The organism is Bacillus sp. JKS001846 (genome assembly GCF_900176455.1).
GTDB classification, from domain to species: Bacteria; Bacillota; Bacilli; order Bacillales; family Bacillaceae_G; genus Bacillus_A; species Bacillus_A cereus.
In genome coordinates, this window is sequence record NZ_FWYG01000001.1 from 2752434 (window position 1) to 2764874 (window position 12441).

Consider the following 12441-nt stretch of genomic DNA (forward strand, 5'->3'; position numbering starts at 1 on the left):
AACAAAACATAAAAATTAATTCTCTGTTTTGATTTAAAAGATGGGAGACTTGCTGAACTTAAAAGTAATGAACTAAATATTTTACCATTCGTTTCATGCTTGAACTGCGCGATGGTGTGGGAACCGCAATATTTTCAGTTAAGTGATGGAGGGAAAACTGTTCAAATCATACAGCAGCAAAATACAGAAGAATGGATAATGGAAGAGGAATATAAGTTACCAGTTTTATTACCAAAAACAACGGTAAAGCTTATAAATATGAAAAATGAAGATATACCTACAGATGAAGATAGTTACTGGGAAGCTTTTGACTTGTTCGGTTCTGAATATGTATGTAGATTATTAGGGGTACCGTTATATGATGATCTTCCAAAGGATTTGGCGTGTCCAACTTGTGCGAAAGAGATGAAATATGTTGCTACAATTGCTCAAGATATTGAGGAACGTGGACTTATTTCAGTAGTTAATTTCCAGTTTGGGGAAATGAATATATACTATTATTTATGTATAGATTGTTCAATTATAAAAACTGAAATACAAAATACATAACAAGCCTAACATATTATGTTAGGCTTGTTTTTTGATTGCAACATCATTAAGAACTGCATCAAATATATCTTTTTGCGTAAAGTTATCTGTAAAAATAGTTTCTCTGGCAACCTTAATAGTATCGTGCGGATTATACCATTTTTGTAGGGAATCTTCACCAAATTCGTGTCGTTTGTCCCTTGTGTTATGTCGTCTAATAGTTTCCTCTAATGATAAATCAAAGTAATATGCAAATGCATTTTCATCAAAATAACGAATTAATTCTTTTAACATCTCACCATACCTATGACTGTTCAATATACCTTCTAAAATAACAAATTCACATTTTCCTTTTCCGTACTTCGTAATTTCAAATAGTAAATCATGTGATAAATTACCCATTGTGTCGTGTACTCTAAGCATATCTCTACGTACAATATCCTGTGATACTAAAAGTGTCCCTTGTCCGAAATGTTCTTGTAGTTGTTTTGCAATCGTTGTTTTACCACTTGCGGAGTTTCCTCTAAGAATGATTAAAGTGGATGTAAATATAGGATTAGACATAATGTATTCCCCCCAAACAGCATTAATTATATAGAAAATTTTAACAAATAAAGTGAGGAAAGTGTATAATCAATATGATGGATATTTAAGGAGGGGGTAAGATGGGGGATATATTAAAAAATGCACAACCTATATGGAAACGGACTTGGTTTCGTTATCTAGGGGCATTTTTTATTGTTCAGTTACTGTTTATTTTGTGTGAAATAACTGGGTGGGTACCAAACTTTAGGCCAGGCGGAGAGTTTTTTAATAGAATATTAAATTCTCAATTTTTCACTGAATGGTTCACACTCTATACAATCCCGCAATTTAACGTATTTACAGCATTTTTTGCGATTACATTACTACCATATGCATTAGTAGGTGCAATGAAAGATGTAACAGCAAGAAAAAATATAAAGGAATAATAGAGGTATAATATGCTTTTTCAAAAAGAAGGTTTATTGATTAGATACGTAATGGAAGATGATGCATCTATCATTTCTAAATGGTTAACGGACCCAGAAGTCCTGCGGTATTACGAAGGACGAGATAATCCGCAATCTGTAGAAAAGGTGCTTGATTATTTTATACATAGTCCAAACAGTAATGAAAAAAGATGTTTAATAGAATTTGATACCATTCCGATTGGTTACATACAAATGTATCCAGTGGATTCAGAGTGGAAAGCGTTATATGGCTATAAAGAATCACAAAATGTATGGGGTATGGACCAATTTATCGGTGAACCAGCCTATTGGGGAAAGGGAATTGGAACAAAACTCGTTCAGGCAGCAATTACATATATTATGGGTGAAATGGGAGCAGAAGCAATTGCAATGGATCCGAAAGTAAATAATGAACGGGCAATAAAGTGTTATGAAAAAAGTGGATTTAAAAAAGTAAAGATTTTAAAGGAACATGAGTTGCATGAGGGGAAATTAGAAGATTGTTGGATGATGGAATATAAACAATAATAATGGCTTATACAAACAAAGGGGGATGTGTGAAATGAAAAAAGCATTAATCGAAATTGATGTGCAAGCGGGTATGTATACAGCTGGAATGCCAGTACATAATGGGGGAAAGTTTTTACAAACACTGCAAGAGCTTATTAGGGAATGTCGTTCAAATGATATTCCAGTTATTTATATCCAACATAACGGTCCTAAAGACCATCCGTTAGAAAAAGGTACGGATGGATGGCGAATCCATGCGGCCATCGCTCCGCAAGAAGGAGATAATATAGTTGAAAAGACGACTCCAGATTCATTCCATAATACAAACTTAAGCGAAGTGTTACAAGAGAAAGGAATTGAACACGTTATTCTTTCGGGAATGCAAACAGAGTATTGTGTAGATACGACAACGCGCAGAGCATGTAGTGAAGGATATAAAGTAACGTTAGTGAGTGATGCACATAGTACATTTAATACAGAAGTGTTACGTGCTGAAGATATTGTGAAACATCATAACGCAGTATTGGGAGCGTTTGCGGATGTTGTTGAAGTAAAAGACTTAAAAGTGGCTGCCTCTAAATAAGAGGCAGTTTTCATTAGAAAAAATAGCGTCAAATATTGTTAGTAGGTCGGTATTTTGAAATAATCACTTATATAATTTCACGTACCATAATGAAAAAATACAAAAAAGGAGCACCACATAATTAAAAAGGGCGCTCCTGCATTAAAACGTTACTTTTTTTTATCTTTATCCAATATATTTTGTTCTTCAGCAAACTCTGTACCATATGCAAAGCGGCGATTAATACGAATGTTATCATTGTTGTGCCTTGTATGAGAGTTAGAGAAGCGATGAACGATTACTTCAGATAAAGTGAAGACGATGGCAGAAAGGATACTGCCCCATGCAATTTGCATATAGTTGTCTAATAAAATATTACCGAAAATCCATACGCTTAAATATGTTAATAAGAAATCCGACATAATGGCACCAGTATTGCCAATTCGATTTAAAATGATTTTATCAACGAACATGTAGGATACGATTGTAACAAAGAGACTGAATGAAATAATTTGAACAAACGTTGCAGGGAAAAATAAAGCAAGCCCAATGCTAAATGCGATAATGCACGATATAAACTTGATAAGCACTACTGTGAAATCATTCAAAATTTACACCTCCGATTTATACATAGTTTTTCAATAAATTCTGGAGTTCATACATTGTAACGGATTTATTTACATAAAACTTTTTCATGTTCGGAATTTAGTCTAAATATTATAAAAACAATGAAAAAATGTTATAGTAAAATGAGAGTGTATGACATTTTTAGGTAAGGGGGAATCCAGGATGTGGATTACTTCAGAAGTAGAAATTCCAGATGAGTTAATTGATCACCTTGAGCAAGGAAAGTTAGTATTATTTGTTGGAGCGGGAGTTTCTATGAAAGGGAAATCAAACTTACCGAATTTTGATGATTTAGTTGATGAAATTGCAAAAACGTTATATGTCGAAAAACGTGAAATAACAGAACCACATGATTATTATCTTGGTAAAATTGCGAAAACAAAAGATGTACATCAAGTCGCAAGAGATCTTGTTCATATAGAGAAATCAAAACCGAATCCATTGCATTATGCAATTCCAAGGCTATTTCCTTTAGATACAGATATCCGCATTGTAACAACAAATTTTGATCAACATTTTACAACAGCAATTAAAGAAATAAATAGAGATATCAATGTTTATTACGCTCCAGCTTTACCGACTGGGAGAGCTTTTAAAGGTCTTGCTTATATACATGGTAATGTAGAACAGGAGAAAGAGGCTTTAATTTTAACAGATGGTGATTTTGGAAGGGCTTACTTAACGGAAGGGTGGGCGAGAAGATTTTTAGTTGATCTATTCTCAAATTACACCGTTTTATTCATTGGATATAGTCATAATGACCCAGTAATGAAATATTTAGCAACTGGTTTACCACCAAGTACAAGACGATTTGCTTTTGTCGCACAAGGAGAAAATACGTACCACTGGGAACATTTAGGGATAAGACCAATTGTGTATCCGAATAAGGTGAATAATCATCAATCCCTCGTAAAAGCAGTAAAACGCTGGGCTGAATTAATGGGTGATAATTATATTACGAAAAGAATGCGTATTCGGGATATTGTAACGGTTCCCCCGTCAGTAGAACAGGAACAATTATCATACATAAAGCAATCGATTAAAAAAATTGAAACAGTACGTTACTTTGTGGAATTTGCTCATGATTATGAATGGGTCGAATGGTTAGAAGCAGAAGGTAAATTACAAAATTTGTTTATGCTTACGCTAAACTATAATGAAGTAGATGAATTACTTGCAGAATGGTTAGTGGAACAATTTCTTTTTAGTCATCAGAAAGAATTATTTCAATTAATTTATAAAAACTATTCTAAAATATCACCGTTATTATGGAGAACAATTTGTAACTACTTAAACGAAACGAAGAGTAAGATGGACCCGCTGTTGTTTGCAAGGTGGACACTCCTTTTATTAGAAACAGCTGAAAAAGATAGTAGCTCTATAGAAAAGATTTCTAAGTTACTGCAAAAATGTTCTTTTCCTGAGCATAAAGAAATTGCCTTATTGTTACTAACTTTTATTTTAGACGGAAAACTGAAGTTGAAACGTGTAAGAAAATGGGGGAATGATACGCAAGAATCAATAGAACTCGAGGAATCGAGTCGCTTACCAGTATCTACATTTTCTCATGTGGAGCAAATTTGGAACGAAAAGATGAGGCCATATATCGCTTATTATGCTGTTCCAATTATGATGATTGGATTAGAAAAATTGAGAATGTTGTCGTTAAGACAAACGGCACTGAAAAAAAGAAATAAGGAAAATGTAGAGAAAGAGTTTCATCAAAATGATCTTGCATTTTTAATACGAATTGTAAAAGAGTGTCTAACTTATTTATGCGAAAACAATGAAAAAAAAGCGGATTATTATATTACAGAAATGATAGAAGCAAATAGTGTACTTCAAAAGCGAATTGCAATTGATGCGATGAATAAAAATATTTTTGTTCGTGTAGATGACAAAATGAAATGGTTGTTACATGAAGGACTTCTTTTAGATTTCACTTATAAACACGAAGTTTTTCAACTTTTAAAAAGGCATTATGCATATTGTTTAGAAAAAACAAAAGAAGAAGTCACTCGAACTGTAATAAAGCATCTTACAGAAGAGAGGGTATTTGATGCATGTCTCGTATTAGACTTATTATTCAAGTGTGATTCGAATAGCCCATCTACGGCAAATGGGTATGAGTTAATGAAGCAAAAGCATCCTCATTTTCATTCTGAACGATACAGTGTACAAAAGAAAGAAGATACAGCAGAAAGCATTACTTGTAATGTAACTGCTGACGGATTATTGCAGCTGAAAGATGTTGAAATTATGAAGCAAGTTCAGCAATTTTCGCAAGATGGTGTTTTTGAACAACGCCATTTTTTAGAGATGTTATCAAAAGCATGTAAATTAAACACAGAGTGGAGTATTTCATTTGCATACCAATTAGTAGGAGTGCAAGAAATAAGTAATGAAGTATGGTTTGTTTGTATTAGAGAATGGCGAAATAATCGAGGATTGACGAATGAGCAAATCCAAAAAATTATTCCGCTATTGCAGAAATTTGTTAGAAATACTGCTTTTCATTGGTTAATTAGTAGTTTTCTATATGAAATTAGTAATCGACTAGAAGAGTTAGAAGAGAATAGTATACGTGTTGTAAAACGATTTGCTTTTTCAGTGTTCCCTCAAGTTATGAAGAGTGATGCAGACTTTAAGCTTGGGAAACAAGATTTTTATAATGAATCAATTCAGCATCCAGTTGGAAAAATGACGGCTGTATTATTAAAGTTGTTATCATATGATCATTTATACGATCGTAATGTATATGAATATTTATTTTTATTTGAAGAACAAGTAAGAGTTAATTCGGAACGAACAAACTTTATGTTTGCTCGTTTAATAGCAGATATTACATTTCTATATCATATTGAAAAACAATGGTGCCGAAAATATTTGTTACCATACTTAGATTTAAAAAAACAAAATGAGATTACGGAATATGCATGGGCCGGCTTATGTTACACGCAAATAAATTTACCTTTATTTACAGAAATGAAGCGATTTATTAAGTATGCGATAGAACATTTGGAAGTATTACATCCGCATACGAGAGAAGCTTTCTTGAAGTGGCTTAGCTTTGTATTTATTAAATGTGTACTATATTGGGAGCAAAAAACAAATTGGTTATACCCGTTACTCATACTAGAAAATGAAGAAAATAAAATTAAGTTTATGCAGTTTTTATGCTATTACGTCAAAACATTAAGTGTAAAAGAACAACAAAAGTTTTGGACAGCTTGGCTCAGTGTATTTTTGCGAGAACGACCAAAAATGGGTGAGATAACTGCGAGAGAATATGTGATGCTTTTACGTATTATTTTATACATGGATGAAATATTAGAAAAAGGATTATGTATTATGTCTCGTGCATTTTCAAGTGTACAAGGTAAATGTACAGGTGAGGAAATGAAGCGGTTATTGATTGAAATGCTTCATAAAAAAGAAAGTATGAAAGCGCATAAAGAAATGTTTGCAAATGTGTTTTTTATTTTACTACAAACATGTCACGAAGCCGTTTTATTTGAAAAAGAAATCATACAAATAAAAGAATTATTAGTTCAGTATGAAGTAGAGGAATATGTTTTACATTTACTAGAAAATGAAATAATTCGCATAGGAATTGTAATGGGTGATTTACAAAAAGAATTATAGGACGAAAGTGGAATTTAAAAAAATATATAAAAAGTTGTTGACAGTGTTTTGAAAAGCGTTCTATAATACGAATCATACTTATTCAATTTCAAAAACATTTGAATAAACAAAGTGCAATGAAGAGATCACAGTAGTGGTTAGTCTTACTGTAACAGAGAGCTGGTGGTTGGTGTGAACCAGTACAGGGATAATCATGAATTACAGTCTTGGAGCATCTTTTTCGTAATAAAGATAGTTTGTCTTTATGAGGAAAAAGCGGTCAATTGATCGTTAACAGTGAAGAGAGGTAGACGGAAAGTTAGTCTACAACTAGGGTGGTACCGCGATAAATATCGTCCCTACTGATTTATTCAGTAGGGACTTTTTGTATTTTAGTGGTTCAACTTGAAAATTAAATAGTCATGCATTGAAAGGAAAAGCAGTAGTTGTTGTTTCCCTGTAACAGAGAGCTGGTGGTTGGTGCAAACCAGTACATAAACAAGAGCGAATTACAGTCCTGGAGCATCTTTTTCGTAGTAAAGATAGTATTGTCTTTATGAAGGGAAAGACGGTCAGATGATCGTTAACAATGAAGAGAGGTAGACGAAAGAAGTCTACAACTAGGGTGGTACCGCGATAAATATCGTCCCTACTGATTGAATCAGTAGGGCTTTTTTGTACAAAAAAGTGGGTTTTTAACTAGTAGTTCATGTCTTTGTACGAATTATTAGTTTAAAATAAGAAGAGGTATCGATTCCACTATAAATTTGTATAATTAGTCAGTTCAGAAAATAGAGAATTTTTTATTCTCTTACTATACTTTTAAAACATTAGAGGAGGATTTCCAAATGGCAAATCATGAATTAGATCAATTACGTAAACAGGTAGATGAAATTAACTTACAACTATTACACCTTTTAAACAAACGTGGTGAAATTGTTCAAAAAATTGGAGAGCAAAAGCAAGTACAAGGCACGAAACGCTTTGATCCAGTACGTGAGCGTGAAGTACTTGATATGATTGCAGAGCATAACGAAGGACCATTCGAAACATCAACAGTTCAACATATTTTCAAAACGATTTTCAAAGCAAGCTTAGAGTTACAAGAAGATGATAACCGTAAAGCGTTACTAGTATCACGTAAAAAGAAACAAGAAAATACAATTGTTGATGTAAAAGGTGAATTGATTGGAAACGGAACACAAACGTTCATCATGGGACCTTGTGCAGTAGAAAGTTTAGAACAAGTTCGTCAAGTAGGGCAAGCGATGAAAGACCAAGGCTTAAAATTAATGCGCGGTGGTGCATTCAAACCGAGAACTTCTCCATATGATTTCCAAGGTTTAGGAGTAGAAGGACTTCAAATTTTACGTCAAGTAGCAGACGAGTTTGACTTAGCAATTATTAGTGAAATTTTAAATCCGAACGATGTTGAAATGGCATTAGACTACGTTGATGTAATTCAAGTTGGCGCACGTAACATGCAAAACTTCGATTTATTACGAGCTGTAGGTAAAGTTAACAAACCAGTATTATTAAAACGTGGATTAGCAGCAACAATTGATGAGTTCATTAACGCAGCGGAATACATCATTGCGCAAGGTAACGATCAAATTATTCTTTGTGAGCGCGGTATCCGCACATACGAAAGAGCAACACGTAACACATTAGACATTTCTGCAGTACCAATTTTAAAGAAAGAAACACATTTACCAGTTATCGTTGATGTAACACATTCAACTGGACGCAGAGATTTATTATTACCAACAGCGAAAGCGGCACTTGCAATTGGCGCAGATGCAGTAATGGCTGAAGTTCATCCAGATCCAGCAGTTGCATTATCAGATTCTGCACAACAAATGGACATTCCAGAATTCCATAGATTCATGGATGAGTTAAAAGGTTTCAAAAATAAATTATCTTAATTCCATATCATATATGCATTGAAGAGGAAACAGTAGTGCTTATCTCACTGTTAAAGAGAGCTGATGGTCGGTGTGAATCAGTACAAAGGTAAGCATGAATTACAGCCTTGGAGCATCTTTCCCGACAACTTTTGGAGGGTAAGACGGTCGAACGATCGTTAAAGAAGAAGAGAGGTAGACGAAAGAAGTCTACAACTAGGGTGGTACCGCGATAAACATCGTCCCTACTGAGCGCTCAGTAGGGACTTTTTTGTACAAAAAAATAGTAAAGGGGCAAGAGAAATGAGATACATTACAGCTGGAGAATCACATGGACCGCAGTTAACAGTTATTTTAGAAGGTGTACCAGCAGGTTTGACACTTACGGCGGAACATATTAATAAAGAATTATTAAGAAGACAAAAAGGTCATGGACGCGGAAGACGTATGCAAATTGAAACAGATACAGTTGAAATTGTAAGTGGTGTTCGTCACGGGATGACACTTGGATCACCGATTACGTTAATTGTAAAAAATGATGATTTCAAACATTGGACGAAAGTAATGGGTGCAGAGCCAATTTCGGAAAAAGAAAGTAAAGACATGAAACGTACAATTACAAAACCACGTCCCGGACATGCAGATTTAAATGGAGCAATTAAATATGGTCATCGTGATATAAGAAACGTATTAGAGCGGTCATCTGCAAGAGAAACGACAGTTCGTGTAGCTGCTGGTGCAGTTGCAAAACAAATTTTAAGCGAATTAGGCGTGGGAATTGCAGGACATGTTCTTGAAATTGGTGGAGTAAAAGCAAAACATATTTCAAACTTATCAATTGAAGAAATTCAAACAATTACTGAAAACTCACCAGTTCGATGTTTAGATAAAGAAGTAGAGCAAGAAATGATGAATGCGATTGACAACGCAAAAAGTAGTGGAGATTCAATCGGTGGTATTGTGGAAGTCATTGCAGAAGGTATGCCGATTGGCGTTGGTAGTTACGTTCATTACGATCGTAAATTAGATGCAAAACTTGCTGGTGCAATTATGAGTATAAATGCATTTAAAGGTGCTGAAATCGGCGTAGGTTTTGAAGCGGCACGACAACCAGGAAGCAAAGTGCATGATGAAATTCTGTGGGATGAAAAAAAAGGATACACGAGAAAAACGAATAATGCCGGCGGTTTAGAAGGCGGTATGACAACAGGTATGCCAATTATCGTAAGAGGCGTGATGAAGCCAATTCCTACTTTATACAAACCGTTAGCAAGCGTTGATATTGATACGAAAGAAGCATTCCAAGCGAGTATTGAAAGATCTGATAGTTGCGCAGTACCAGCAGCGGGTGTAGTAGCTGAATCTGTTGTGGCATGGGAACTTGCAGATGCACTAGTCGAACAATTCGGAAAAGATCGTATGGAATTATTAAAACAAAACATTATGCAACACAATAACTACGCAAAAGAATTTTAATAAAAAGGTGGGTTTAACGTGCAAGTAAAAGATCAACTATCATCATTACAACCATATAAACCAGGTAAATCACCAGAACAAATGAAAGAAGTGTACGGAGATCATTCGTTTGTGAAATTAGCATCGAATGAAAATCCATTTGGTTGTTCACCGAGAGTTTTAGAAGAGTTGCAAAACTCTTGGTTGGAACATGCTTTATATCCTGACGGAGGTGCTACAACGCTCCGTCAAACAATCGCAGATAAGTTGCATGTGCAAATGGAACAAGTACTTTGTGGTAGTGGTTTAGATGAAATCATTCAAATAATAAGCCGCGCCGTATTACGAGCGGGAGATAACATTGTAACAGCAGGTGCAACATTCCCGCAGTACCGCCATCATGCGATTATTGAAGGGTGTGAAGTGAAAGAAATTCCTTTAAATAAAGGTGTATACGATTTAGACGAAATTTCGTCAGCGGTAAATAATAATACGAAAATCGTATGGATTTGTAATCCAAACAACCCGACGGGCACATATGTGAATGAGCAAAAATTAACTCGATTTATTGAAGGCATTAGTGAAAATACGTTAATTGTCATTGATGAAGCGTACTATGAATACGTAACAGCAAAAGATTTCCCTGAGACATTACCGCTTTTAGAAAAACATAAAAACATTCTTGTACTTAGAACGTTTTCTAAAGCATACGGATTAGCTTCTTTCCGCGTTGGATATGCGATCGGACAGGAAGAGCTAATTGAGAAATTAAATGTCGTACGTTTACCATTTAACGTATCTTCATTAGCGCAAAAAGCAGCGACGATTGCTTTTGGTGATGACGAGTTTATTAAAGAAATAGTTCACATGAATACAGAAGGATTACAGCAATACGAGAGTTTCTGTAAGGAAAACGGTATACCATTTTATTCGTCACAAACTAATTTCATCTTCTTACCGGTAGATAATGCTGGAGAGATTTATGAAGCTTGTGCACATGCAGGATTTATTATTCGTCCGTTCCCGAATGGTGTCCGTATTACAGTTGGAACAAGGGAGCAAAATGAAGGGGTGATTTCAGTGTTAAAACAACACTTTGAAAATAAAAAAAATAAGTCTCGAGATGAGGCAAATGCGTAAAAAGGTAGTATTAATTGGAACAGGTTTAATAGGAGGCTCTCTCGCATTAGCAATTAAGAAAGAGCACGATGTAACGATAACAGGGTACGATATATTTAAAGAGCAAGTAGAGCGTGCAAAAGAATTACACGTAGTAGATGAAATAGGAGTTGATTTACAGCGTGCATGTGAAGAGGCACATTTAATTGTTTTTGCTTCTCCAGTTGAAGAAACGAAGAAGCTATTACACAAACTTGCGTCATTCCGTTTACGAGAAGATGTTATAGTGACTGATGTTGGTAGTACAAAAGGGTCTATTATGAACGAAGCGGAAGCTTTATTTTCAAAGGATGTTTCTTTCATTGGTGGACATCCGATGGCGGGTTCTCATAAAACGGGAGTTGAAAGTGCAAAGGCACATTTATTTGAAAATGCATTTTACATTTTAACACCGATGAATCACGTGCCAAATAAACAAGTGGAAGACCTTAAAGTATGGTTAAAAGGAACAGGGTCACATTTTCTTGTTTTAAATACGGAAGAACATGATTATGTAACAGGGATCGTTAGTCATTTTCCGCACCTTATCGCAGCAGGTTTAGTAAAGCAAGTTGAGAAACATGCAGGAGATAATCCGCTCATTCATCAACTAGCTGCTGGAGGTTTCAAAGACATTACACGTATCGCATCTAGTAGTCCAAAAATGTGGAGTGATATTGTAAAGCAAAATCGAGAGCATTTAATGGTATTATTAAAAGAGTGGATCTCTGAAATGGAAGATTTATATAAAACAGTTTCTACCGGAGATGCAGGCGAGATTCAAAACTATTTTGCAGATGCGAAAGAATACCGTGATTCTTTACCAGTAAGAAAGAGAGGGGCAATTCCTGCCTATCACGACTTATACGTCGATGTATTAGATAAGGTGGGGGCATTGGCTCATATTACGAGTATTTTAGCGCGCGAGGAAATTAGTATTACGAACTTGCAAATATTAGAAGCGCGTGAAGGACTGCTTGGGGTATTACGTATTAGCTTCCAAAGGGAAGAAGATCGTATGAAAGCAAAGCTAGCGCTTGGAGAAGAAGAATACCAAACTTATGAAACAATTTAAATGAGA

Annotated in this window: 10 protein-coding genes, 1 pseudogene and 3 other annotated features; of the genes and pseudogenes, 9 read left to right on the forward strand and 2 right to left on the reverse strand. The window is 34.9% G+C overall.

Annotation, left to right across the window (positions count from 1 at the left end):
• Window positions 1–18 precede the first annotated feature (18 nt).
• Window positions 19–549, forward strand: a pseudogene (locus B9A45_RS31670) (hypothetical protein); the annotation flags it as partial.
• Window positions 550–567: 18 nt separating this feature from the next.
• Here B9A45_RS31670 and B9A45_RS14810 read toward each other — a convergent pair.
• The gene (locus B9A45_RS14810; protein ID WP_016110186.1) at window positions 568–1092 is read right to left on the reverse strand and encodes a kinase; all 525 of its coding nucleotides are present in this window, start codon (window positions 1090–1092) and stop codon (window positions 568–570) included.
• 101 nt (window positions 1093–1193) lie between these two features.
• Here B9A45_RS14810 and B9A45_RS14815 point away from each other — a divergent pair, with 101 nt between their 5' ends.
• Genes B9A45_RS14815 through B9A45_RS14825 form a run of 3 tightly spaced genes read left to right on the forward strand, consistent with a single transcriptional unit; the run spans window position 1194 to window position 2613 of the window.
• Window positions 1194–1499, forward strand: coding sequence for a YfzA family protein (locus B9A45_RS14815; protein WP_000502342.1), 306 nt, complete (start codon window positions 1194–1196; stop codon window positions 1497–1499).
• 12 nt (window positions 1500–1511) lie between these two features.
• Entirely contained in the window at window positions 1512–2048 is a 537-nt protein-coding gene (locus tag B9A45_RS14820) for a GNAT family N-acetyltransferase (protein ID WP_053514293.1), read from the forward strand.
• Between the two features lie 34 nt (window positions 2049–2082).
• Window positions 2083–2613: a cysteine hydrolase family protein gene (locus tag B9A45_RS14825; RefSeq protein WP_084064200.1), complete on the forward strand. Its 531-nt coding sequence runs from the start codon at window positions 2083–2085 to the stop codon at window positions 2611–2613.
• A gap of 149 nt (window positions 2614–2762) precedes the next feature.
• Here B9A45_RS14825 and B9A45_RS14830 read toward each other — a convergent pair whose 3' ends face one another.
• Entirely contained in the window at window positions 2763–3200 is a 438-nt protein-coding gene (locus tag B9A45_RS14830; protein WP_000997702.1) for a YndM family protein, read from the reverse strand.
• Between the two features lie 181 nt (window positions 3201–3381).
• Between B9A45_RS14830 and B9A45_RS14835 the strand changes: the two genes are divergently transcribed.
• The 5 genes from B9A45_RS14835 (at window position 3382) to tyrA (ending at window position 12435) form a co-directional block, all read left to right on the forward strand.
• Complete coding sequence (locus B9A45_RS14835) at window positions 3382–6864, forward strand: DUF4020 domain-containing protein (RefSeq protein ID WP_053514294.1); 3483 nt, start codon at window positions 3382–3384, stop codon at window positions 6862–6864.
• Window positions 6865–6971: 107 nt separating this feature from the next.
• Window positions 6972–7207, forward strand: a binding site (T-box leader).
• Between the two features lie 54 nt (window positions 7208–7261).
• Window positions 7262–7497: a binding site (T-box leader), on the forward strand.
• 194 nt (window positions 7498–7691) lie between these two features.
• On the forward strand, window positions 7692–8768 hold the full coding sequence (locus B9A45_RS14840) for a bifunctional 3-deoxy-7-phosphoheptulonate synthase/chorismate mutase (RefSeq protein WP_001273575.1): 1077 nt from the start codon (window positions 7692–7694) through the stop codon (window positions 8766–8768).
• 9 nt (window positions 8769–8777) lie between these two features.
• Window positions 8778–8997: a binding site (T-box leader), on the forward strand.
• Window positions 8998–9050: 53 nt separating this feature from the next.
• On the forward strand, window positions 9051–10223 hold the full coding sequence (aroC, locus tag B9A45_RS14850; protein WP_001269429.1) for a chorismate synthase: 1173 nt from the start codon (window positions 9051–9053) through the stop codon (window positions 10221–10223).
• 18 nt (window positions 10224–10241) lie between these two features.
• Complete coding sequence (hisC, locus tag B9A45_RS14855) at window positions 10242–11342, forward strand: histidinol-phosphate transaminase (protein WP_001197273.1); 1101 nt, start codon at window positions 10242–10244, stop codon at window positions 11340–11342.
• Window positions 11335–12435, forward strand: a complete 1101-nt coding sequence (gene tyrA, locus B9A45_RS14860) for a prephenate dehydrogenase (protein ID WP_001228131.1) — start codon at window positions 11335–11337, stop codon at window positions 12433–12435. The genes hisC and tyrA overlap by 8 nt, the downstream gene beginning before the upstream one ends.
• Window positions 12436–12441: the final 6 nt, after the last annotated feature.